Origin of the sequence: Variovorax sp. W2I14 (assembly GCF_050435205.1) — a bacterium.
Classification (GTDB): domain Bacteria; phylum Pseudomonadota; class Gammaproteobacteria; order Burkholderiales; family Burkholderiaceae_C; genus Variovorax; species Variovorax paradoxus_C.
Genome location: NZ_JBNDJX010000001.1, coordinates 4433722 through 4455952, shown reverse-complemented (window position 1 = coordinate 4455952; position 22231 = coordinate 4433722). Strand labels below are relative to the sequence as shown.

The window sequence follows — 22231 nt, the reverse complement described above, 5'->3', positions numbered from 1 at the left end:
CTTGCGGCTTGTTGATTAAGGGAAAACCCTTACATTCGAGCCATGCTTACCGCCAAGACCCTCCTCAAAGCGTCTCTAGGCCTCGGCTCTTTCCTGAAAGCGCCGATGGTTGAGACCCAGCCACGCGCTGTCTCCTCGCCCCAGCCCGTCATGGTGCCGATCCGCTCGATCGGTCCCCGCGAGCGGGAGCGCATCGCGCAGCATCTGCTGGCGCTCACCCCCCACGACCGATACCTGCGCTTCGGCTACGCCGCGGCCGACGAGCAGGTCCAGCGCTATGTCGACAGCCTCGATTTCGAGCGCGACGAGCTGTTCGGCATCTACAACCGCCGCCTCGAGCTGATCGCGATGTCGCACCTGGCGTTCGCGCCCGGCGACCAGCACAGCGACTGCGCCGAGTTCGGCGTTTCGGTCTCCGCGCACGCACGCGGACGTGGCTATGGCGCCCGCCTCTTCGAGCGCGCGGTGGTCGTTGCCCGCAACGAAGGCGTGGGCATGCTCTTCATCCATGCGCTGAGCGAAAACGCCGCCATGCTCAAGATCGCCCGCAACGCCGGCGCGACCGTGGTGCGCAGCGGCGCCGAAGCCGAAGCACATCTGCAACTGCCGGAGGCCACCTTCGACAGCCGCATGAGCCAGATCTCGCTGGAGCATTACGCGGCGGTCGACTTCGCGCTCAAGAGCCGCGCCAAGCAGTTCTGGGCTTTTCTCGCGAGCCTGCAGGAAGTGCGTAGCGGCATGCGCGACGCGCGCAGCAAATCGGCGCCTTGAGCGTTCCCACAGGCCGTGAAACGGCCTGTGACGCCTCGGCGGTAGAGCCTGTCACACGCAATCCGTTATCCTTGCCCTTCCCCAACTACGCCCTCCCGCAGTGGCCGAACCTCACCCTGAACGCGCACCCGTAGAACGGGAAGACAAGCGCGGCTTCCTACAGAAGCTTGCCGAATTCATCCACCCCGGTCCCGACTCGCGCGACGAGCTGATCGAAACCCTGGCCGATGCCGAGGATAACGAGGTGATCGGCGCCGAGTCGCGCGTGATGCTCGAAGGCGTGCTGCGCATGGCCGACATGACCGCCGGCGACGTCATGGTTGCCGCGCCGCGCATGGACTTGGTGAACATCGATGCGCCCTTCGATGCGCTGCTGCACCTCATCATCGACACCGCGCACTCGCGCTTTCCGGTGTACGAGGGCGAAAAAGAAAACATCATCGGCATCCTGCTCGCGAAGGACCTGCTCAAGCTGCAGCGCGCGCCGGGCCTGAACATTCGCGCCTTGCTGCGCCCGGCCACCTTCGTGCCCGAGAGCAAGGGCCTGAACGACCTCTTGCGCGAGTTCCGCGGCAACCGCAACCACCTGGCCATCGTCATCGACGAGTTCGGCCGCGTGGCCGGCCTCATCACCATCGAGGACGTGCTCGAGCAGATCGTCGGCGAGATCGAGGACGAGTTCGACATCGCCGAGGACGAGGGCGACATCTTCGGCCTGGCCGACCACACCTACCGCGTCTCGGGCGACACGCCCATCGAGCGCGTGGCCGAGGCCTTCGGCATCACCTTCGACGAAGAGCAACTGAGCGAAGACTTCGACACCATCGGCGGCCTCATCGCGCACGAGATGGGCCATGTGCCCAAGCGCGGCGAGCACCATGCGATGGGCGGCTTCGACTTCGTGGTGCTGCACACCAAGGGCGGCGCGGTGCGCTGGTTCAAGGTGTCGCCAGCGCGCGGCGGCGACGCGGCCGACTGATGCCGTTGCCCGCAGCGGCGACGGCGCGCATCTCGCCTGCTTCTCCCGTGATGGCCTGGCTTCGGCTGTTCGGGTTCGGGTTGGCTGGCCTCGCACAGGCACTCTCGATCGCCTGGCCGCTCGGCGGAAAGCCGCTGTGGTGGCTGCAGCTTCTTTCGATGGGCGCGCTGGTCTGGCTGCTCGGCAGCCTGCGCGCCGAGGGCGCCGGCTGGCGCCGCGCCGGGCTTCACGCCTGGCTCTTCTCGACGACCTGGCTCACCGGCAGCTTCTGGTGGCTCTTCATTTCGATGCACACCTACGGCGGGCTGCCGGCGCCGCTGGCGGCCATCGCCGTGCTGGCGCTCGCGGCGGCGCTGGGGCTGTATTACGCCGTGGCCGCCGCATGGTTTGTGGTGCGCGGCCCGAAAGGGCGCGTGACCGGTGCACTGGTCTTCGCCGCGCTTTGGACGCTCGCCGAACTCGTGCGCGGCAGCTGGTTCACTGGCTTCCCGTGGGGCGCCGGGGGTTATGCGCATGTGGAAGGTCCGCTCGCTGCGTGGGCACCGTGGATCGGCGTTTACGGCATCGGCGCCGTTGCCGCGCTCGCGATGGCGCTCCTCGTGCTGGGGTCGCTGGTTCGCAAAACCGACGTCTTCGCGGGGCTCGCGCTGGTCGCGCTCGTGTTCGGCTTCCCACACGTCGCGCCGTCACTGCGCGGCGCAAGCAGCGGCGGCCTCCAGGTCGCCCTCCTGCAAGGCAACATCCCCCAGGACGAGAAATTCATCCCCGGCGGCGGCATCGAAACCGCCCTGCGCTGGTACGGCGAACAACTGCGCGACGCCAAGGCCTCGCTCGTCGTCACACCCGAAACTGCCGTGCCCCTGCTGCCGCAGCAACTGCCCGCCGGATACCTCGAAGCGATCCAGTCGCGCTACAGCAGCGGCACGCAGGCCGCCATCGTTGGCCTGCCACTGGGCGGCCGCGCTGGCTACAGCAACGCGGTGCTCGGCTTCCAGCCCGGCGCCGTGCAGCCGTACCAGTACAGCAAGCACCACCTCGTGCCCTTCGGGGAATTCATTCCGCCGGGGTTCCGCTGGTTCATCCAGATGATGAACATCCCGCTCGGCGACTTCCAGCGCGGCGGCCTCGCGCAGGCGCCGTTTGTCTGGCAGGGCCAGCGCATCGCGCCGAACATCTGCTACGAAGACTTGTTCGGCGACGAGATCGGCGCGAACTTCCGCGACGAGGCGACCGCACCGACCATCCTGCTCAACGTGAGCAACATCGCCTGGTTCGGCGATTCGGTGGCGATCGACGAGCACCTCTCCATCTCGCGCATGCGCTCGCTCGAATTCGCGCGGCCGATGGTGCGCGCCACGAACACCGGCGCCACCGTAGTCATCGACGCCGAAGGTCGCGTGACGCACCAATTGCCGCGGCTCACGCGCGGCGTGCTCGAAGCGACGGTCGAAGGCCGCACCGGGCTCACGCCCTATGCACGCTGGGTCGCGCCATTCGGCTTGTGGCCGCTGTGGATCGCGATGCTCGCCATCGTCGGCATTGCGTTCGCACTGGACCGCCGCCAGCGCTGAATCCGCTTCAGGCCGCTGGCTGCACCGGCCAGTCGCGCAGCTTGCCGGGGTTCAGCAAGCCCATCGGATCGAAGCGCTGCTTCACCGCGATCACTTCGGCCGGCAGCGGCCCACCCGCCTTGCCGTCTTCCACGATGTTCACGTGCGGGTTGTTGATGTGCACGTTGTGCGCGCGGTGGATGTCGATGATTTCCGCGAGCCGCTCCTCGGTGCTGAAGCGCACGAGCTGAAGCCCGCTGCACGTCATGAGCCCCGCCACGTTGCGGATGAACTCGATGTGCATCATCACCTCGCCGCCCAGCAGTTTTTCCATCTCGATGATCTGCTCGACATGCTTGCCGGGGATGAACCCGCTCTGCAGGTAGGTCAGCGTCGGGTCGACCTTGAGCGCATGCAGCGTCGTGTGGTTCCAGGTGAACTCCATCAGCGTGCGATTGCTCTTCTGCACCTCGGCTGCGGTCTTGCGGTAGCTCACGGTGCCGCCATGCGCTTCTGCCAGTTGCAGCAGCGCCGGCTCGCACGATTCAGCAACGAGCGACAGCACCGTGTGGCAGCCCTTGGGCAGGTGCGCCGCGAGTTGCGCCAAGTGGTTGGAGATGGGGGCCGCAAAAAAAGCGATCTCCCGCTTCACGATCCCCGGCCCGTTCGCGAGCTTGTCGGCAAAGTGCAGCGCGTTCTCGAAGCTGTCGAAAGTCACCAGCGTCTCGAGCCACGGATGCGCGGGTGCCAGCGCAATCTCCAGTTCCAGCACAAGACCGTTCGTGCCCCACAGATGGTGCATGCGCATCGCCTCGGCGCCGCGCAGCTCGACCACCTGCGGCTCCGCTTCGATGGTCATCGCGCGGATGCCGAGCACGTTGCCGGGCGAGCCCAGCGGCCCGTAGTTGATCGAGCCCACGCCGCCGAAGCCGCCGCCGAACAAGCCGCCGAGCGTCGCGCTGCGGTAGGTCGACGGCACGCAGCGCATCTCCTGGCCCGAAGGCTTCGTCTGCTTCTCCAGTTCGCCGAGCCGGATGCCGGCCTGCGCGCGCGCCACGCCGGGCTGCACCCAGAGGCAGGCGTTGTAGCCCGTCATGTCGAGCACCACGCCACCGGCGAGCGGCGTGGTCTGCCCGTAGTTGCCGGTGCCGCTGCCGCGGATGACGATCGGCACGCCGCGGCGCGCGCACGCACCGACCACGGCGCGGATCTCGTCTTCGCTGCGCGGCCGCACGACCACGTCGGCGCGCTTGTCTTTCAGTTGGCGGTTCAGCACCGGGCTGAACCACGAGAAGTCCTGCGAGAGCCGCGTGACGCGCCCTTCGTCGGTGATCCAGTCGAGGTCGGGCAGTTCGAGCAACAGTTGCTCGATGGAGGAAGCGGGAGCGTTCATGGTCGTCGTCGTCAATGTCAGCAATTTCAATCTTGGGAAAGTTCGCTCGCATGCCACGAACCCAGCGCCACCTTGGTGAGCCAGGCCATCAGCACGAAGAGCGCCACGCCGGTCAGCGAGATCAGCAACAGGGCCGCGAACATGCGCGGAATGTTCAGCTGGAAACCCGCCTGCAGGATCTGGTACGCCAGCCCCGCGCCCGAGCCGCCAGTGCCGGCCACGAATTCCGCCACGACCGCGCCGATCAGCGCGAGGCCGCTCGAGATGCGAAGCCCGCCGAAGAAATAAGGTAGCGCGCTCGGAATGCGCAGCCGCACGAGCTGCTGCCAGCGCGTCGCGCGGTTCAGCTTGAAGTAGCTCTGCAGGTCGGGGTCGATGCTGCGCAGGCCCAGCGTGGTGTTGCTGATGATCGGGAACAGCGCCACCAGCGCCGCACACACCGTCATCGCGGCCACCGGGTTCTTCACCCAGATGATGATGAGCGGCGCCACCGCGACGATGGGCGTCACCTGCAGCAGCACCGCGTACGGGAAGAGCGCAGTCTCGATGCGCTTGCTCTGCACGAAGAGGAACGAGATCAGCACGCCCGCCACCGTCGCCAATGCGAACGACAGCACGGTGATCTTGAGTGTGACCAGCAGCGCGTTGCCCAGCGGCGCCCAGTCGGTCACGAGCGTCTGCATCATGAGGTACGGCGATGGCACGAGGTAGGGCGGCAACTCCATCGCCACCACCATCCATTGCCACAGCGCCACCAGCACAACGCCGATCAGCACCGGGTACAGCACGCGCTGCACGCGCGGCTGGTTCAAGAGAGGCGTGCCCTTCATCGCGCGTACTCCTCGTCGGCATGGCTTGCGCGCAGCAGGCTGTCCTGCAGCCGCTTCGCATACTTCGCGAATTCAGGCGTCACCATGAAATCGGCGCTGCGCGGATAGGGCTCGTCGATCTGGAACTGCTCCACCACGCGGCCCGGCCGCGCCGCCATCATCACCACGCGGCTCGACAGGAACACCGCCTCGTGGATCGAATGCGTCACGAAGATTACCGTGAGCTTCTTCTTGCGCCAGAGCTCGAGCAGGTCGGCATCGAGCTTGTGGCGCGTGATCTCGTCGAGCGCGCCGAAGGGCTCGTCCATCAGCAGCAGGTCGGGCTGCGTGACCAGCCCGCGCGCGATCGACACGCGCATCTGCATGCCGCCCGACAACGCGCGCGGCAGCGCACCGGCGAATTTCTCGAGACCCACAAGCGCGAGCGATTCCATCACCCGCGCATCGGCCTCCTTGCGAGGCACACCGGCCAGGTCGAGCGGCAGCCGCACGTTGGTCTGCACACTCGCCCACGGCATCAGCGTGGGCGACTGGAACACGAACGACATGCGCCGCGCGCTGTCGTGCAGCTGGCTCACGGGCTTGCGCCACACCAGAAGCCGCCCGTCGCTCGGCTCCAGCATGCCCGCCACCATCTTCAGCAGCGTGCTTTTGCCGCAGCCCGAGGGCCCGAGCAGCGTGACGAACTCGCCTTCGGCGATCGACAGGTCCACCGGCAGCAGCGCCTGCGTGCCGTTGGGGTAGGTCTTCTCGGCCGAGAGCACTTCCACCGCGGGCACGGCGGGCGCCACCGGTGGCGCGAGGGTGTGGGGTTCGATGCGGTTCATGGCGCGCGGAAGTTCAGGGCAAGACCTTGGCGTCTTTCACGAACTCGGTCGTGTAGGTCTTCGCGAGCTCGACCTTGGTCGGGTCCAGCAGCTTTGCGCTCACGAGAAAGTCGTAGCTCGCCTTGGCGCGCGCATCGGTCATCACGCCGATGCCCAGCTTGGCCGCGTCGCCGCCGGTGACCATGCCCATCTCCTTGAGCTTGGCCACGCTGTAGGCCAGCTGCTCGTCGGTCATGTTGGGGTTGTCCTTCTTGATGAGCGCATTGGCGGGCGCCGGATCGGCGAGGTAGCTCTTCCAGCCCTCGGCCGAGGCCTTCACGAACGCGGCGACCTGCTTGCTGCGCTCTTTCACCGTCTTCTCCATGCACGACACCGTGGTCGCGTAAGCGGGGAAACCGTGGTCGCTGAACATCAGCACCGTGCTCTTCACGCCGGCCTTCTGGATGGCGTAGGGCTCGGAGGTCAGGTAGCCCTGCTGCGCGGTGTTCTTGTCCGCCACGAAGGGCTGGATGTTGAAGGTGTAGGGGCGCGTCTGTTCGTCCACGAGGCCGAACTTGGCCTTCAACCAGGGCCAGTAGCCGCGGTTGGCCTGCGCGCCGATCAGGAGCGTCTTGCCTTTCAGGTCCTCGAACTTCTTGACGTCGTCGTGCGCGATCAGCACCTGCGGGTCCTTCTGGAAGAAGGCCGCGACGTTGACCACCGGCACGCCGCCTTCGCGCACCTGCATCATCTGGATGTCGCTCGAACCCATGATGCAGTCGGCCTGGCCGGCCGCCATCATCTGCGTGATGTTGACCTGCGGGCCGCCCATCTTGATGGTCACGTCCAGCCCGTGCTTCTTGTAGATGCCCTGCGCCACCGCCTGGTAGAAGCCGCCGTGCTCGGCCTGCGCGTACCAGTTGGTCATGTAGGTGAACTTGTCTTGTGCATGTGCGGGTGCGACCGCGGCGAAGAGCGACAGCGCGGCGGCGCCGGCCAGGGAAAGAGCGAAGGAACGCATGGTGGGGACCTCTCGAAGGCTGGATGAAAAAGAATGAAGCCGATGCAAGGAGCGCGCCTCAGGCCGGCACGAACGATTGCTGGATGAAACCCTGCTGGTGGCCGCGCTCCCAGGTGGGCTCTTCGCGCACCACCCAGCGCAGTGCATGCAGTTCGGTCAGCGCCTGCACCCAGCTGTCGGAGAGCGTCTCCAGGATCTCGATGCCCTGCTCGCGCGTGGCGCTGGTCGGGTCGCCGATCACGCCGCTCGGGCCGAAATCGCGCGCGGTCCATGCGCAGGCGGGCCGGCCGTCGGCCGACAGCAGCTTGATCGGGAAGGGCGGCGGAAAGTTGGCCGCCGCGCGCTCCATGTGCACCGTGTCGGGCGCGAGCGCGAGCATCAGCGCGGTCTCTGAATGGCCGGCGTGCATCGACAGGCGCTTTTCCTGTTCGCTGATCTGCTTGCTCGATGCGTTCGGCAGGCGCGACACGCCATGCGGCACCACCACGAAGTCGCCGTGCCGCAGCCGCAGTTCGCGCGCCGCCATCTCCAGCACCTGCGGCTGGCCGCCGTGGCCGTTGGCGAACAGGAGCTTGCGAAAACCCGCGCGGTAGACCGACTCGCCGATCTCGGTCACGGTCGAGAGCAGCGTGGTGCCGGTCAGCGTCATCGTGCCGGGGAAGTGCAGGTGCTCTTCCGACTTGCCGTAGGTGATGGTGGGCAGCGCGAAGGCGCGCACCTCGGCGGGCAGCTTCTCGAGCGCCCGGCCCATCACGCCCGAGGCGATCACGCTGTCGACCGAGCACGGCAGGTGCGGGCCGTGCTGCTCGATGGCGCCGCAGGGCAGCACGATGACCGTGTTCTCGCGATCGGGCAGCGCCGCGATTTCGGTCCAGCTCAGGTAGGGCAGGAAGCGGTGGGGCGGGATGTAGCCGTGGAGCATGGGAGTCCTTGCGTGTTCTTTGCTTACTTGGGGAAGAAGGGCGTGGCGTCGCCGTGCGTCACATGGCCGTCGCGCAGCACCACGCGGGTGGCGGTGCGCGAGGGCCAGCCGTGGCGGTCGGCCTGCGTGAAGAGCACGAGGTCCGCTTTCGCACCGACCAGCGTGGGCGCCGTCGTGGCGGGCGCGCGTTGCAACCAGTCGCCGCGGCACAGCGCCTGCGACCAGTTGTCGAAGGGTTCGTCGAGTTGCGCCACCAGCGCGGCCGTGCCCAGCGCCTCGACCGGGTCGAAGCTGCCGAGCCGGCAGAACGGGTCCTGCACGTTGTCGCTCGCGAACAGCAGTGGAATGCCGCGCTCGCGTATTTCCTTCACGAGCGTGATGCCGCGCAGCCGCGGCGTGCGGCCCGTGACCGCGTCCTGCAGCAGCAGGTTGGTCGCGGGCAGCGAGACGACGGTGATCGGCGCGCGCGCCACCGCATCGAGCGTGGCGAGGGCCTCTGCCTCTGGCTGCACCGCGAGCGCGCAGATGTGGCCACAGACCACGCGACCCTCGAAGCCGATCTCGCGGAGGATGCGCGCGGTGGTCTCAAGGCCGACCGCGGAGGCGTTGAGTTCCTCGTCGACATGCAGGTCAATGTCCAGGTCGCAGGCCTGCGCCGCAGTCAGCAGGTTGCGCAGCGCGTTCTCGCTCCAGTTGGTCGAATGCACGAAGCCGCCGAGCAGCGCATGCGGCCCCGTGGCCTTCACCTGTGTCGCCAGGCGCAGCGCCTGCGCGGCGTCTTCGAAGAGCGGCAGCTTGATGAGGCTCACCTGCTCGAGATGCACCCGGCCCGCCCATTCCTCTGCGAGCTCGGCCAGCACCGGCCAGGCCAGCGGCACCGCATCGGGCTCCCACCAGTCGACGTGCGTGCGCACATGCGTGGTGCCGCATTCCCAGGCCCACTGCAGGCCGCGCTCGGCGCGCTCGCGCACGTCGGCGGGGCTCCAGTGCACGCGGTCGGCGAGCATCGCGTCGATGGCGCCGAGCAAGCCCGGCTGCACATCTTTCATGCGCGGGAGCGTGAAGGCCTTGTCCAGGTGCGTGTGGGCGTCGACGAAGCCGGGCAGCACGAGGGTGCCTGCGAGATCCCAGCTTTGGGGGGAGGGCACGGCGTCGTCGGCGGGGCGCACCGATTGCACGCGCCCGGCGTCGAGCGCGATGCATGCCAGCACCGGAACGCCGTCGCGCTGCGGCCAATCCGTCGGAAGCAGCCAGCGCGGCAGCCGCGCGTTGTCCAGCAGCACGGGCGCGTTCATGCGAAGCGCGCCATCGCTTGACCCACTCGCGCCATGAAGCGCTTGAGCTGGGGCTCGGTCGCCACGTTCATGTGGTAGTGAGCGTGGTAGTCCACCTTGGCGCGTTGGCCGGTGAGCCGCTTCATGTAGCGCGTGACGATCTTGCGCGGCGGATCGCCCATGTACCAGGCCATCCAGCGCGGCCGGCCGTAGGTGACCACGGCGCTGATGCGCGTGATGTGCGTGAGCATCGGCTTCACGTTCGCCGGATCGCTGATGTCGAAGGCCACGCCCGGCATGAAGAGCCGGTCGAAGTAGCCCTTGAGCATGGCCGGCAGCCCGAAGCACCAGGTCGGAAAGCAGAACACGATGCCCTCGGCCCACTGCAGCCGCTCGACATACGGCTGGAGCGGCAGCTGGTTGGCCGGCACGTCGTGGTAGCCGAGCCGCTCCTCGCGCGAGAGCACCGGGTTGAAGCCCTCGGCGTACAGGTCGCAGTCGTCCACCTCGTGCCCGGCGGCGCGCAGGTTCTTCAGCACTTCCTGGTGCAGGGCCGCATGGAAGCTGGTTTCGACCGGGTGGCAGTAGACGACGAGCACGCGCATGGTGTGTTTGACCGCTTAATCAGAGCAAGTGGTCAGGTTATGCAAGCGACGTGCCAGTCCGGATGCACCGGAGTGGTGATTTCTCCTGGATTACGCTGTTGGGGCCTGGCAGGCCCGGCCGGATCAGCCCTCGAGCGTCGGCGCGTCGCCCGCCATCCCCAGGCTCCAGAGCCGCAGCGCCACATGGATCTCCAGCGCCCGGCTCGCGTTGCCCCAGTGCCCCAGCAGTTCTTCCACGCTGGCAAGCCGCTGCCGCACCGTGTTGACGTGGATGCCCATGCGCGCCGCGGTCGTCTTCGCGTTCTGGTTGTTGTCGAAATACGCCAGCAGCGTGGCCGTGAGTTCCGAGCCGCGCTTCCTGTCGTGGCCCATCACGGCGCCGATGGCTGCATTCAGGAAGGTGTTCAGGCTCGCCTGGTCGTGCGTCTCGAAGAGCACCGAATACAGCGCCATCTCGTTCTGCCCGACGATGTGGCCGCGCATGCCCAGGCGACCCAGCACCGCGAGCGCGCGCCGCAGCGTCGCATACAGCGCCGGCATCTCGGCGGGCGTGCGCACCGGCCGCGACAGCACACCCCGGTAGGCATCGCCGAGCTCGCGGCTGGCGAATGCGGTGAATTGCGCCAGGACATCCTGCGCCTTCGTCGCACCGCACACGATGGCCAGCGCGCCATCGACTTCGTCCATCACCAGGTCCGAGAGCGGTGCGCCGGTCCTGAGGCGGCGCGCCCAGAAGCCCGGCCGGGGCTGCTCCATCTCGACCACCATCAGCGAGATCGGCTGCGACAGGTCGAGGCCGAAGCGTTCGGCGCGGTCCTGCGTGAGGGCGGGTTCGTCTTGCCTGGGCGAGATGAGCGTGTGCAGCAGCGCCGAGACATCGCGGCTCTTGCTCGCTTCCACGCGCTCCTGCGACAGCAGCACGACGCCGATGACGCTCGAGCTCCGTTCGAAGGTGCGCACCGAGATGTCGCGCAGGTCCTCCTGCCGGAAGAGCAGCACCGCGCCGAGCACGTCGTTGCCGCCGATCACCGCGATCGCGCGGCACAGCTCGCCGTCGCGTGTGTAGGCGACCGCCGAGCGGCCGGCTTGGCGGCTCTCGCGCAGCGCCTGCGCCAGCGCGGCGCTGTGTTCGTCGTGCGGTGCATAGGCATCGGCCGCCGTGCCGATGTAGCCCGGTGCCGTGGCGCGGCCGATCACCTCGCTGGCTTCGTCGAGCACCAGCACGCTGCCGTTGAGCAGTTGCGCGACCGACTCGCACAGCGCGCCGAGCGACGCGCCCTTCGCGAGCAGCGAGGTGAGTTGCTCGTGCGCCTCGGCCGCCTCCTGCACATCGCGCGCATGCCGCTCGAGCTCGGCACGCGCGAGGTCCGCGTTGTCCAGCGCGGTCTTCGCTTCCGCAAAAGCCTTGGCGTTGTTGATGGCGACGGCCGCATGCGTGGCGAGCGTGCAGAGGATCGACACGTTCAGCGCCGTGTGCGTGCGGTGGTAGCGGTCGGCCACGAAGAGCAGGCCGATCACGTTGTCGTCGCACATGAGCGGCGCACCGACCAGTGCCGCGACGCCTTCGTCTCGGAAGGTGTCGTCCAGCGCCGGGTCGTGCGCGAAGCGGTTGTCGTGCAGGTAGTCGGGCGTGAAGAAGGGCAGGCGCGTGGACATCACGATGCCTGCCACGCCCAGGTTCCGGCCGGCGGTCATCTTGCCGGTGCGGTCGGAGATGGCGCCGTCGGCCACGACCACCTGGAACTCGCCGCTCGCCGTGTCGTAGATCGTGAGCCAGCACAGGTGCGCGCCCATCAGCTTGCGCGCGCGGCTCACGATGGCTTTCAGCAGGCCCGCGAGATCGAGGCGGCTCGACAGGTCCTGCGCCGATTCGATCACCGCGAGCATGCCGCGCTCGCGCTGCTCATGCAGTTCGAGCCGGTTGCGCAGCGCCATGGCCATGCGCACCAGTTCCACCAGGCCGGGCTTGCGCTGCAGCGCATCGGGCAGCGACTCGACATGCGCGAGGCAGGCGGCGAACTCTTCTGCGGATGCGTTCCGGTGCAGGAGGCCGATGAGCTCGGGTGCGATCTCCTCGCCTGTCTGGCCCAGCGACGGGCCGTTCGTTCGCTTTCGTTCGTGGGGCGGTGCCGGCATAGGGCGCGAAGGCTAGCAGAACGATGCGCGCATGGGCATGGGCCCAAGCCCTAGTTCGCGCGGCTGCGCGCCGCGTGCGCCATGGATCACATCGCACGGGCGTCGGATGTGTGTCTGCCGCACATAGGTTTCGGCCGGGGGCTTCCGGACACTTGCCGTGCCGAACCGTTCACACGAGACATCACGACACATCCCATGAGCATCATCGATTCACTGCGGCCCGCGCCCGGCCTGCGCGTGCTGGTCACCGCGGGCGGCTCCGGCATCGGCGCGGCCGTTGCCCGCGCCTTCCGCGAAACCGGCGCGCGCGTGCATGTGTGCGACATCGACCGCGGCGCCCTCGACCGCCTGGCCGTCGAGGCGCCGGAGATCACCTCGAGCATGGCGGATGCCTCGGTGCCCGACGACGTCGACCTCGTCTTCGACGACGTGCACGGCGCGCTGGGCGGGCTGGACGTGCTGGTCAGCAACGTCGGCATCGCGGGGCCGACCGGCGCGATCCAGGACCTGAGCCGCGGCGACTGGGAACGCACGGTGGCCGTCAACCTCAACAGCCAGTTCTATTTCGCGCAGCGCGCCGTGCCCTTGCTCCGGCAGTCCGCGCAGAACCCGTGCCTCATTGCGATGAGTTCGGTCGCGGGCCGGCTCGGCTATGCGTTCCGCACGCCGTATGCCGCCACCAAGTGGGCCATCGTCGGCCTCATGAAATCGCTGGCGATCGAGCTCGGCCCGCACGGCGTGCGCGTCAACGCGATCCTTCCGGGCACGGTGGAAGGCGAGCGCATGAACAGCGTGATCGGCGCGCGCGCGGCGACCGCGGGCGTGTCCGTGGAGGCGATGCGCGCGCAGTACCTGCAGAAGATCTCGCTGCGCCGCATGGTCACGCTGGACGACGTGGCGGCCATGGCGCTTTTTCTCTCTTCGCCCGCGGCGCGCAACCTGACCGGCCAGGCGATCAGCGTCGACGGGAACATGGAATACCTCTGAGCGCCCCGGGCGCGGCCGCTGCATCCCCTTTCGATTTCCTTTTCATAAAAAGCATGGAGACATCAATGCACAAGTTCAACGCACTCGCCTTCGCCCTCGTTCCCGCGGTGGGCCTTCTTTGCGGCGCTTCGACCGCATTCGCCGCGCCGGTCAAGATCGGCGTGCTCGAAACGCTCTCGGGCCCGCAGGCCTCGTCGGGCCAGGCGTATCGCGCGGCCGTTCGCTACGCCATCGACCAGATCAACGCCGCGGGCGGCTGGAACGGCGAGCCCGTGCAGCTGATGGAGTACGACAACCAGGGCGGCCCTGCGGGCGCGGCCGACAAGCTCAAGGCCGCTGCCGCGGACGGCGTGCAGCTCATCGTGCAGGGTGCCTCGTCGGCCATCGGTGGGCAGATCACCGAAGACATCCGCAAGTACAACCTGCGCAATCCCGGCAAGGAGATGGTCTACCTCAACGTCGGCGCCGAAGCGCTGGAGCTCACCGGCGAGAAGTGCAACTTCCACCACTTCCGCTTCGGCGGCGATCCGCAGGTGCGCACCAAGGCGCTCGTGAGCGCGATGAAGCAGGCCAATGCGCTGGGCACCAAGGTCTATTCGATCAACCAGAACTACTCCTGGGGCCAGGACATGGAGAAGGCCATCGCCGACAACGCGGCGGCCGGCGGCTACCAGGTGGTCGAGAAGACGCTGCACGACGTCAACAAGGTGCAGGACTTCGCGCCCTACGTCGCGAAGATCGCCGCGTCGAAGGCCGATTCGGTGCTCACGGGCAACTGGTCGAACGACCTGCTGCTCCTGATGAAGGCCTCGAAGTCGGCGGGCCTGAAGGCGCGCTTCGGCACGGTCTACCTCGACCAGCCGGGCAACCTCGCCAACGCCGGCGACCTGGCCGTCGGGCACTTCGTCGTGCAGACCTTCAACCCCGAGGCGGGCGGTGCCGAAGGCGAGCGCTTCGTCAACGACTACAAGGCCAAGACCGGCCACGTGCCCGTGTTCATCGAGCCGCAGACCGTCTTCGGCATGGCCATGGTGGCCGATGCATTGAAGCGCACCAAGCCCGAAGGCGGCGCGCTCAACGTCAACGCATTCGCGAAGGCGCTGGAGGCCACCACCATCAAGACGCCGATGGGCGAGATGAGCATGCGCGCCGCCGACCACCAGGCGCAGCTGCCGATGGTGGTGTCCACCGTCACCAAGGATGCGAAGTTCAAGGTCGACGACACCGACATGGGCTTCAAGCCGGTCAAGCGCTTCACCGCGCAGGAAGCCTCGACGCCCGCGCAGGCCAGCTGCGCGATGAAGCGGCCCGGCTGAGCCCGGCATTTCCTGAACCTTCACCAGGCCGGCGAGGCGAAGGCGCCCCGGCCGGCGCAGCTTCGGCTGCTCCCGAGAAAACCTATGGACCAGATCATCGTTTCCCTCATGAACGGCGTCATCTACGGCTTGCTGCTGTTCATGGTGTCCGCCGGGCTCACGCTCATCTTCGGAATGATGGGCGTGCTCAACTTCGCGCACGCCTCGTTCTACATGCTCGGGGCGTACTTCGCGTACACGCTGCAGGGCGCGATCGGCTTCTGGCTCGCGCTCGTTGTCTCGCCGGTGCTCGTGGGGCTGGTCGGCGTGGTGGTCGAGCGCTTCTTCCTTCGGCGGGTGCACCACCACGGGCATGCGCATGAGCTGCTCCTGACCTTCGGCCTCTCGTTCATCGTGGCCGAATCGATCAAGCTCTTCTTCGGCAACTACCCGGTCGACTACCGGATTCCCGCGGCACTCGATGTGTCGGCTTTCAGCGTCGGCGGCTCGCAGTACCCGGTGTACCGCCTTTTGATGGGCGGCGTCGCCATCGCGATGTTCGTGGTCATCTACCTGCTGCTGACGCGCACGCGCGTGGGCATCGTGGTGCGCTCGGCCATCTACAAGCCGCGCATGGCGGAGGCGCTGGGCCACAACGTGCCGCTGGTCTTCATGGGTGTCTTCGGCGTGGGCGCGGCGCTCGCGGGCCTCGCGGGCGCGGTGGCCGGCGCGTTCTACACGACGAACCCCAACATGGCGCTCGAACTCGGCGTGATGGTGTTCGTGGTGGTCGTGGTCGGCGGGCTGGGCTCGCTCGGCGGCGCGATGCTGGCTTCGCTCCTGATCGGCGTCGTCACCTCGCTGGCCGTCGGCGTGGACCGCAGCCTCGCCGACCTGTTCGCGCTCTTCGGCGCGGGCGAATGGGCCACGAGCGTGGGCGGCCTGATGACGCTGAAGATCTCCAGCCTGTCCGCGACCATTCCGTTCGCGCTCATGTTGCTGATCCTGCTCGTGCGGCCCAGCGGCCTCATGGGCGAGAAGGCCTGACGCGATGAAGACGGCTCTTCTCCTCGTCCTCGCGGGCGTCGCGGCGCTCGCCGCGCTGCCTTTCCTGCTGTCGCAGGGGCTGCTGAACGCGGCGATCCAGATGCTCATCGCCGCGCTGTTCGCGAGCGCCTACAACCTGCTGTGCGGGCAGGCGGGCATGCTCTCCTTCGGCCACGCGGCCTACTTCGGTGTCGGCGCGTTCGGCACCGTGCATGCGATGAACGCGATTGGCGGCGTGGGCCTCCTGCCCACCCCCTTGATGCCGCTCGCGGGCGCCGCCTGCGGCCTCGTCTTCGGCGGCATCGCCGGCTGGTTCGCGACCCAGCGCACCGGCACCTACTTCGCGATGATCACGCTCGCCATCGCCGAGCTGGTGCACTCGCTCGCGCCGCATCTGAAGGGCCTCTTCGGCGGCGAGGCCGGTGTGTCCACCATGCGCATGCCGGCATGGGGCCTCGAATTCGGATCGACCACGCAGGTCTACTACCTCACGCTCGCGTGGGTGCTGCTGTCGGTGCTGCTGCTGTACCTCTTCACGCGCACGCCCATGGGGCGGCTCGCCTATGGCCTCCGCGAAAACAGCCACCGGCTGCGCTTCCTCGGCTACAACGTGCACGGCCTGGGCATGCTGGTGTTCGCGATCTCGGCGATGTTCTCGGGCATCGCGGGCGGGCTGCAGGTGGTGTCGAACGAATCGGCGAACTACGTGGTGTTCGATCCGGCGCTCTCGGCCGCGGTCGTTCTCAACACCTACATCGGCGGCGTGAAGGTGTTCCTCGGCCCCGCGTTCGGCGCGGCGCTCATGACCTTCTTCGGCTACGCCGTGTCGGACCTCACGCAGTCGTGGCTGCTCTACCAGGGCATCCTGTTCGTGCTCGTGATGATGTTCATGCCCTCGGGGCTCGCGGGCCTCATCGGCACCACCGGGCGACTGCGCCAAAGCATCGGCATCGCGCGCCTGGTGCCGCTCGTGCTGCTGTCCGTCGCCGCTGCCGTGCTGCTGAGCATGGGCGGCGCGTTCGCGGTCGAGATGCTGCAGCGCATCTTCTCGCAGGACTACCGCGCGATGGCCAAGCTCGCTGCGGGCGGTGCCTGGCCGCCGGTCACGCTGCTCGCGCGCGCCTGGTCGCCGACGGCGGTGGCGACGTGGGCGGTGCCGGTGGTGCTCATCGGCGCGGGCGCCTTGCTCGCATGGATCGGGCAGCGACAACTCAAGCAAGCCACCGAGCGTGCGGGAGGTGCCGCATGAGCGATCCGATCCTCAGCATCCGCGGGCTGCGCAAGTCCTTCGGCCCGACGGAAATCATGCGCGGCGTGGACCTCGACCTGCTCGGCACCGAAAGGCATGCGCTCATCGGCCCGAACGGCGCGGGCAAGTCCACGCTCTTCCATCTCATCTCGGGGCACCTCGCGCCGAGCGCCGGCACGGTCCATTTCGACGGGCATTCCATCGGTGGCCGCACGCCGCAGGCGATCAACCGGCTGGGCCTGGCGCGCTCGTTCCAGATCACCAACATCTTTCCGAAGCTCAGCGTGTTCGAGAACATCCGCCTCGCGGTGATGCGCCCGAACGGGCTCGCGTACGCGTTCTGGAAATTCATCGACAGCGACCGGCGCGTCCGCGAAGAGACGTACCGGTTGCTGGAGCTGGTGCGGTTGACAAGCCGCGCGGGCGCCATCGCCGGTGAGATGGCGTACTCCGAGCAGCGCTCGCTCGAGATCGCGATGACGCTCGCCTCCGACCCGAAGGTGATCCTGCTGGACGAACCGATGGCGGGCATGTCGAACGAGGAAACGCACTACACGGCCGAGCTGATCCTCGAAGTGACCAAGGGGCGCGCGCTGATGCTCGTGGAGCACGACATGGACGTGGTGTTCTCGCTGAGCGACCGCATCAGCGTGCTGGTGTACGGCCAGGTGATCGCGACCGGCACGCCCGACGAGATCCGCGCCAGCGCGAGCGTGAAGGAAGCCTACCTGGGCGAGGAGGTGGCCGCATGAGCGCCGCCGCCGAAACCCTGCTGCACGTCGAAGACCTGCACGCCCACTACGGCAAGAGCCACATCCTGCACGGCGTGAACCTGCAGGTCGCGCGCAACGAGGTCGTGAGCCTGCTCGGACGCAACGGCTCGGGCCGCTCGACCACGATGAAGGCGGTCATGGGGCTGGTCACGCCGACCTCCGGCCACATCCGGCTGCAAGGCCGCGAGCTCGCGGGCGCAAGGCCCTACGCCATCTGCCGCGCCGGCATCGGCTACGTGCCCGAGGAGCGCGAGGTGTTCGCCAACCTCACCGTCGACGAGAACCTGCGCATGGGCGAGCAGACGCCCGTGCCCGGCGCGCATCGCTGGCGCATCGAGGAGATGTTCGACTACTTCCCGCGGCTCAAGGAACGCCGCAACACCAAGGCCGGCAGCATGTCCGGCGGCGAACAGCAGATGCTGACGATGTGCCGCTCGCTGCTGGGCAATCCGCTGGTGCTGCTGATCGACGAGCCCACCGAGGGCCTTGCGCCCAAGATCGTCGCGCAGGTGGCCGAATGCATCCGCGACATGCACCGCAAGGGCGTCTCGGTCGTGCTGGTCGAGCAGAAGCTGGCCATTGCGCTGAAGGTCTCCACGCGCGTGTGCGTGATGGGGCACGGGCGCATCGTCTTCGAGGGCACGCCGCAGGAGCTGGCGGCCAACGAGAAGCTCGTGGCCGAGTGGCTCGCGGTCTGACTCTTTTCTCCTTTTCATTCACCGCTGCGAATCCCGACATGACAACCACGACAACCCAAGACAAGGTCATCATTTCCTGCGCGGTCACCGGCTCGGTCCACACGCCGACGATGTCCGAGCACCTGGCACTCACGCCCGACCAGATCGCCGAGCAGGCCATCGAAGCGGCGGAGGCCGGCGCCGCCATCCTGCACCTGCATGCGCGCGATCCGAAAGACGGCCGGCCCTCGGCCGATCCGAAGATCTTCGATGCCTTCGTGCCGCGCATCCGCGATGCCACCGACGCGGTCATCAACATCACCACCGGCGGCAGCACGCGCATGACGCTGGAGGAGCGGCTGGCCTATCCGCTGCAGGCCAAGCCCGAGATGTGCTCGCTGAACATGGGCTCGATGAACTTCTCGATCCACCCGGCCGCGCGGCGCATCGCCGAATGGAAGCACGAGTGGGAAAAACCGTACGTCGAAGGCATGGAGGACCTGATCTTTCGCAACACCTTCCGCGACATCAAGCACATCCTGAAAGTGCTGGGCGATGACTGCGGCACGCGCTTCGAGTTCGAGTGCTACGACGTCGGCCATCTCTACAACCTCGCGCACTTCGTGGACGAGGGGCTCATCAAGGGGCCGCTCTTCATCCAGAGCATCTACGGCATCCTGGGCGGCCTCGGGCCGGACCCGGAAAACCTCGTCGTGATGCGCACCACCGCCGACCGCCTCTTCGGCCGCGACGGCTACCGCTTCTCGATCCTCGGCGCGGGCCGCCACCAGATGCCGCTTCTGACCATGGGCGCGGTGATGGGCGGCAACGTGCGCGTGGGCCTCGAAGACAGCCTCTACCTCGCCAAGGGCCAGCTCGCGAAGTCGTGCGCCGAGCAGGTGCGCAAGATCCGCCGGATTCTCGAAGAGCTTTCGCTCGAGATCGCCACGCCCGACGAGGCGCGCGCGATGCTGGGCCTGAAGGGCCGGGACGCGGTCGCGTTCTGAACGCCCGGCACCGGCAAGCCATTCATATCAATCAGGAGTAGCAATGAAGAAGTTCTTGGACGGCCGCGTGGCCATCGTCACGGGGGCCGGCAGTGGCCTGGGCAAGGCGCATGCGATGGCGCTCGCCCGGCATGGCGCGCGCGTCGTGGTCAACGACGTGGCGGGCCGGCACGAAGGCTCGCCGGGGCGCACCGTCGCCGACGAGATCGTGCGGGCCGGCGGCCTGGCCATCGCCGACGGCGGCGACGTCACCGATTTCGCGCAGATGGAGCAGATGGCCGCGCGGGCCATCGGCGAATGGGGCCGCATCGACATCCTCGTGAACAACGCGGGCGTGCTGCGCGACAAGACCTTCTCGAAGATGTCGCTCGACGATTTCCGGCGCGTGATGGACGTGCACCTGATGGGCACCGTCCACTGCGTGAAGGCGGTGTGGGAGCACATGCGCGAGCGCAGGTACGGGCGCATCGTGATGACGACGTCTTCATCGGGCCTGTACGGCAACTTCGGCCAGTCGAACTACAGCGCCGCGAAGATGGCGCTCGTGGGCCTCATGCAGACGCTGGCGCTCGAAGGCGCCAAGCAGAACATTCGTGTCAACTGCCTCGCGCCCACGGCCGCGACGGCCATGACCGAAGGCGTCCTGCCGCCCGAGGCGCTGGCCCGGCTCGCGCCGGACAACGTGAGCCCGGGGCTCGTCGCACTCGTCGGCGAGGACGCGCCGACGCGCACCATCCTGCTCGCGGGCGCCGGCAGCTTCGAGAGCGCGAACATCACGATGACGCAGGGCATCTTCATCGGCGACGCGGAAGACCCGGTGGCGCACATCCGTTCGCGCATGGACGAAATCCTCGACCGCCAGGACGAGCGCGTGCCCGGCACGGGGTTCGAGCAGTACCAACTGGAGCTTTCCAAGGCCGGCATCGAGATGGCGCTGCCCGGCGCGTAACGCGAGCAAAGGGCGCGGCGAGGGTTTTCACTGCATGGGGGCACCACATCGGATGTGCCCCGCCGATGTCGGGTTCGCACATTGGATTCGAGAGGGGCGCGCGCGAGACTTTGTCGGGCCCCGAAAGAAGGCCGTGTACGCAACTCACAAAGACATCGGAGACAGACCCATGAAATCCAGCAACAGAGACCTGGCCCTGGTGGCCGCAGCCTGCCTCGCCGCGACGGCCATGCTCGCCGGCTGCGGTGGTGGCGGCAGTGGCGGCGGCGGCTTCCCGTTCGTGACCCTGCCCCCGGCCGCGCCACCGCCCGGGTCGCCGCCACCGGCTTCTCCGCCGCCGCCTTCGCAGCCTGCGGCGCTCACCTGCGACCGGCTGCAGGGCATGACCGTTGCCGCATCGGCGATCGGCCTGCCCACTTCCGGCGCCACCGTCACGTCCGTCAAGACCGTGGCCGCGAGCGGAAGCGGCGCGGCCGCCGTGCCCGAGTACTGCGAGGTCGCGGGCAAGATCGCGCCGGTCGATCCGGCTGCACCCAACATCCTCTTCCAGCTGGCGCTGCCCACGCGCTGGAACCAGAAGGTCGTCATGTTCGGCGGCGGCGGGTTCAACGGCACGATCCCGAACGTGAAGGGCAATGTGCCCAACGGCCCCGTCGACCAGCCCACGCCGCTCGGCCGCGGCTACGCCACCTTCGCGAGCGACTCGGGCCACCAGGCCAACGCGCTCGGTTCGCAGGACGGCTCCTTCGGCCTGAACGACGAGGCCGTGCGCAACTTCGGCGGCGACGTGCTCAAGAAGGTGCACGACGTGGCGCTTTCGCTGGTGAAGTCGCGCTACGCCGCGAGCCCGGTGAAGGCGTATTTCGCGGGCGGCTCGACCGGCGGGCGCGAAGCGCTGACGGCCATCCAGCGCTGGCCCGCGGACTGGGACGGCGCGATCGCGTGGTACCCCGCGTGGAACGATGCAGCGGCGCTCCTGGCCGGACACCGCATGAGCCGCGCGCTCGCGCAGCCGGGTGCCTACCCCAACGTGCCGAAGCGCGAGGTGCTCTACAAGGCCGCGATGGAAGCCTGCGACGCGCTCGATGGCGCCACCGACGGCCTCATCAGCAACCAGAACCTGTGCAACGCGCGCTTCGATCCGTCGACGGCCACGCTGGCCGGCGTTCCGGTGCGCTGCGCGGGCGGTGCCGACACCGGCAACACCTGCCTCTCGGATGCGCAGATCGCGGCACTGAAGACCATCGACACGCCGACCAACTTCAATTACCTGCTCGCGAGCGGCGAGACCCAGTACCCGGGCTACAACGTGTGGGGCGCGGACCTGGGCATCACCACCTGGCCCTCGCCGCTGGAGCCGGTGGTGACCTTCCTCGCCTTCGGCACCTCGCAGCCGGGGCGGCCGATGCCCGCGACCGCGCCTTATGTCAGCGTGCTGACCGACCAGTGGATCAAGTACTCGGTGACGCGCGATCCGCTGTACGACTCGCTCTCGCTCGATCCGGAGAACGCCGGCCCATGGGCCAACCGCATCAGCGCGCTGAGCACGCAGCTGGATGTCAGCACCGACATCTCGGCGTTCAAGGCGCGCGGCGGCAAGCTGCTGCTGGCCCACGGCCTGGCCGACGTGCTGGTGAGCACGCGTGCCACCGAGCAGTACTACCAGCGGCTGCAGTCGCGGCTGGGGCTTGCGGAGGTCGACTCGTTCGTTCGGTACTACGAGGTCGCGGGCCTCGGCCATGCGGTGAGCAGCGTCTTCAATGCGACCTGGGATTCGCTCACGGCGCTGGAGCAATGGGCCGAGAAGGGCGCAGCCCCCGCGGGTCAGGTGACGACCGACACGGCGGGCGTCCCCGGCCGCACCCGGCCGCTGTGCGATTACCCGAAGTGGCCGCAGTACAAGGGGGCCGGCGACGTGAACCTCGCGGCCTCCTTCCGCTGCGCCGACTGAGGCATCGGC

20 protein-coding genes are annotated in these 22231 nt (G+C 67.9%); 12 read left to right on the top strand and 8 right to left on the bottom strand.

The genetic code is table 11. The annotated features are described in order from the left end of the window. Positions 1-42: 42 nt before the first annotated feature. The 3 genes from QF040_RS20980 to lnt all read left to right on the top strand — a co-directional run bounded on the left by QF040_RS20980 (position 43) and on the right by lnt (position 3321). Positions 43-771 (top strand): N-acetyltransferase family protein, encoded by a 729-nt coding sequence (locus QF040_RS20980; RefSeq protein WP_429612657.1) that lies wholly within the window; start codon positions 43-45, stop codon positions 769-771. A gap of 100 nt (positions 772-871) precedes the next feature. Beyond that, positions 872-1750 carry an HlyC/CorC family transporter gene (locus tag QF040_RS20975; RefSeq protein WP_013543777.1) on the top strand — a complete coding sequence of 293 codons (879 nt, stop codon included), beginning with the start codon at positions 872-874 and terminating at the stop codon, positions 1748-1750. Beyond that, positions 1750-3321, top strand: a complete 1572-nt coding sequence (gene lnt, locus QF040_RS20970; RefSeq protein ID WP_429612656.1) for an apolipoprotein N-acyltransferase — start codon at positions 1750-1752, stop codon at positions 3319-3321. Before QF040_RS20975 ends, lnt begins: the two co-directional genes overlap by 1 nt. 7 nt (positions 3322-3328) lie before the next feature. On the opposite strand, the gene QF040_RS20965 is transcribed toward lnt, so the two are convergent. From QF040_RS20965 to QF040_RS20930, 8 genes are all read right to left on the bottom strand, one after another. Then, complete coding sequence (locus tag QF040_RS20965) at positions 3329-4693, bottom strand: FAD-binding oxidoreductase (RefSeq protein ID WP_429612655.1); 1365 nt, start codon at positions 4691-4693, stop codon at positions 3329-3331. A 26-nt stretch (positions 4694-4719) separates the two neighbouring features. Further along, the gene (locus QF040_RS20960) at positions 4720-5523 is read right to left on the bottom strand and encodes an ABC transporter permease (protein WP_307645846.1); all 804 of its coding nucleotides are present in this window, start codon (positions 5521-5523) and stop codon (positions 4720-4722) included. Then, positions 5520-6350, bottom strand: coding sequence for an ABC transporter ATP-binding protein (locus QF040_RS20955; RefSeq protein WP_429612654.1), 831 nt, complete (start codon positions 6348-6350; stop codon positions 5520-5522). The genes QF040_RS20960 and QF040_RS20955 overlap by 4 nt, the downstream gene beginning before the upstream one ends. Before the next feature lie 13 nt (positions 6351-6363). Continuing rightward, the gene (locus tag QF040_RS20950) at positions 6364-7350 is read right to left on the bottom strand and encodes an ABC transporter substrate-binding protein (protein WP_429612653.1); all 987 of its coding nucleotides are present in this window, start codon (positions 7348-7350) and stop codon (positions 6364-6366) included. Positions 7351-7408: 58 nt separating this feature from the next. Next, positions 7409-8272: a creatininase family protein gene (locus tag QF040_RS20945; protein WP_176661549.1), complete on the bottom strand. Its 864-nt coding sequence runs from the start codon at positions 8270-8272 to the stop codon at positions 7409-7411. Positions 8273-8295: 23 nt separating this feature from the next. After that, on the bottom strand, positions 8296-9567 hold the full coding sequence (locus QF040_RS20940; RefSeq protein WP_429612652.1) for an amidohydrolase family protein: 1272 nt from the start codon (positions 9565-9567) through the stop codon (positions 8296-8298). Next, on the bottom strand, positions 9564-10151 hold the full coding sequence (locus QF040_RS20935; protein ID WP_429612651.1) for an NAD(P)H-dependent oxidoreductase: 588 nt from the start codon (positions 10149-10151) through the stop codon (positions 9564-9566). Before QF040_RS20935 ends, QF040_RS20940 begins: the two co-directional genes overlap by 4 nt. Before the next feature lie 123 nt (positions 10152-10274). Continuing rightward, a complete protein-coding gene (locus QF040_RS20930) occupies positions 10275-12287 on the bottom strand; it encodes a helix-turn-helix domain-containing protein (RefSeq protein ID WP_429612650.1) in 2013 nt (670 codons plus the stop codon). 195 nt (positions 12288-12482) lie between these two features. On the opposite strand from QF040_RS20930, the gene QF040_RS20925 reads away from it, so the two are divergent. The 9 genes from QF040_RS20925 to QF040_RS20885 all read left to right on the top strand — a co-directional run bounded on the left by QF040_RS20925 (position 12483) and on the right by QF040_RS20885 (position 22222). Continuing rightward, on the top strand, positions 12483-13274 hold the full coding sequence (locus QF040_RS20925) for an SDR family oxidoreductase (protein WP_429612649.1): 792 nt from the start codon (positions 12483-12485) through the stop codon (positions 13272-13274). Positions 13275-13339: 65 nt separating this feature from the next. Next, a complete protein-coding gene (locus QF040_RS20920) occupies positions 13340-14590 on the top strand; it encodes a branched-chain amino acid ABC transporter substrate-binding protein (protein ID WP_429612648.1) in 1251 nt (416 codons plus the stop codon). 84 nt (positions 14591-14674) lie between these two features. Then, positions 14675-15616 carry a branched-chain amino acid ABC transporter permease gene (locus tag QF040_RS20915; RefSeq protein WP_429612647.1) on the top strand — a complete coding sequence of 314 codons (942 nt, stop codon included), beginning with the start codon at positions 14675-14677 and terminating at the stop codon, positions 15614-15616. A gap of 4 nt (positions 15617-15620) precedes the next feature. Next, positions 15621-16865, top strand: coding sequence for a branched-chain amino acid ABC transporter permease (locus QF040_RS20910; protein ID WP_429612646.1), 1245 nt, complete (start codon positions 15621-15623; stop codon positions 16863-16865). Beyond that, positions 16862-17617 carry an ABC transporter ATP-binding protein gene (locus QF040_RS20905; RefSeq protein WP_429612645.1) on the top strand — a complete coding sequence of 252 codons (756 nt, stop codon included), beginning with the start codon at positions 16862-16864 and terminating at the stop codon, positions 17615-17617. Before QF040_RS20910 ends, QF040_RS20905 begins: the two co-directional genes overlap by 4 nt. Next, positions 17614-18336 carry an ABC transporter ATP-binding protein gene (locus QF040_RS20900; protein ID WP_307684597.1) on the top strand — a complete coding sequence of 241 codons (723 nt, stop codon included), beginning with the start codon at positions 17614-17616 and terminating at the stop codon, positions 18334-18336. Before QF040_RS20905 ends, QF040_RS20900 begins: the two co-directional genes overlap by 4 nt. A 38-nt stretch (positions 18337-18374) precedes the next feature. Further along, complete coding sequence (locus QF040_RS20895) at positions 18375-19322, top strand: 3-keto-5-aminohexanoate cleavage protein (protein ID WP_429612644.1); 948 nt, start codon at positions 18375-18377, stop codon at positions 19320-19322. 43 nt (positions 19323-19365) lie between these two features. Beyond that, positions 19366-20271, top strand: a complete 906-nt coding sequence (locus tag QF040_RS20890; RefSeq protein ID WP_429612643.1) for an SDR family NAD(P)-dependent oxidoreductase — start codon at positions 19366-19368, stop codon at positions 20269-20271. 169 nt (positions 20272-20440) lie between these two features. Continuing rightward, positions 20441-22222, top strand: a complete 1782-nt coding sequence (locus tag QF040_RS20885) for a tannase/feruloyl esterase family alpha/beta hydrolase (protein WP_429612642.1) — start codon at positions 20441-20443, stop codon at positions 22220-22222. Positions 22223-22231: the final 9 nt, after the last annotated feature.

What these genes read in the sequence shown, in the direction of transcription:
- QF040_RS20940 (WP_429612652.1), bottom strand. Translation starts at nt 9,567, where the DNA reads ATGAACGCGCCCGTGCTGCTGGACAACGCGCGGCTGCCGCGCTGGCTG.
- QF040_RS20895 (WP_429612644.1), top strand. Translation starts at nt 18,375, where the DNA reads ATGACAACCACGACAACCCAAGACAAGGTCATCATTTCCTGCGCGGTC.
- QF040_RS20935 (WP_429612651.1), bottom strand. Translation starts at nt 10,151, where the DNA reads ATGCGCGTGCTCGTCGTCTACTGCCACCCGGTCGAAACCAGCTTCCAT.
- QF040_RS20925 (WP_429612649.1), top strand. Translation starts at nt 12,483, where the DNA reads ATGAGCATCATCGATTCACTGCGGCCCGCGCCCGGCCTGCGCGTGCTG.
- QF040_RS20920 (WP_429612648.1), top strand. Translation starts at nt 13,340, where the DNA reads ATGCACAAGTTCAACGCACTCGCCTTCGCCCTCGTTCCCGCGGTGGGC.
- QF040_RS20980 (WP_429612657.1), top strand. Translation starts at nt 43, where the DNA reads ATGCTTACCGCCAAGACCCTCCTCAAAGCGTCTCTAGGCCTCGGCTCT.
- QF040_RS20915 (WP_429612647.1), top strand. Translation starts at nt 14,675, where the DNA reads ATGGACCAGATCATCGTTTCCCTCATGAACGGCGTCATCTACGGCTTG.
- QF040_RS20890 (WP_429612643.1), top strand. Translation starts at nt 19,366, where the DNA reads ATGAAGAAGTTCTTGGACGGCCGCGTGGCCATCGTCACGGGGGCCGGC.
- QF040_RS20930 (WP_429612650.1), bottom strand. Translation starts at nt 12,287, where the DNA reads ATGCCGGCACCGCCCCACGAACGAAAGCGAACGAACGGCCCGTCGCTG.
- QF040_RS20905 (WP_429612645.1), top strand. Translation starts at nt 16,862, where the DNA reads ATGAGCGATCCGATCCTCAGCATCCGCGGGCTGCGCAAGTCCTTCGGC.
- QF040_RS20885 (WP_429612642.1), top strand. Translation starts at nt 20,441, where the DNA reads ATGAAATCCAGCAACAGAGACCTGGCCCTGGTGGCCGCAGCCTGCCTC.
- QF040_RS20900 (WP_307684597.1), top strand. Translation starts at nt 17,614, where the DNA reads ATGAGCGCCGCCGCCGAAACCCTGCTGCACGTCGAAGACCTGCACGCC.
- QF040_RS20910 (WP_429612646.1), top strand. Translation starts at nt 15,621, where the DNA reads ATGAAGACGGCTCTTCTCCTCGTCCTCGCGGGCGTCGCGGCGCTCGCC.
- QF040_RS20965 (WP_429612655.1), bottom strand. Translation starts at nt 4,693, where the DNA reads ATGAACGCTCCCGCTTCCTCCATCGAGCAACTGTTGCTCGAACTGCCC.
- QF040_RS20950 (WP_429612653.1), bottom strand. Translation starts at nt 7,350, where the DNA reads ATGCGTTCCTTCGCTCTTTCCCTGGCCGGCGCCGCCGCGCTGTCGCTC.
- QF040_RS20945 (WP_176661549.1), bottom strand. Translation starts at nt 8,272, where the DNA reads ATGCTCCACGGCTACATCCCGCCCCACCGCTTCCTGCCCTACCTGAGC.
- QF040_RS20955 (WP_429612654.1), bottom strand. Translation starts at nt 6,350, where the DNA reads ATGAACCGCATCGAACCCCACACCCTCGCGCCACCGGTGGCGCCCGCC.
- QF040_RS20960 (WP_307645846.1), bottom strand. Translation starts at nt 5,523, where the DNA reads ATGAAGGGCACGCCTCTCTTGAACCAGCCGCGCGTGCAGCGCGTGCTG.
- lnt (WP_429612656.1), top strand. Translation starts at nt 1,750, where the DNA reads ATGCCGTTGCCCGCAGCGGCGACGGCGCGCATCTCGCCTGCTTCTCCC.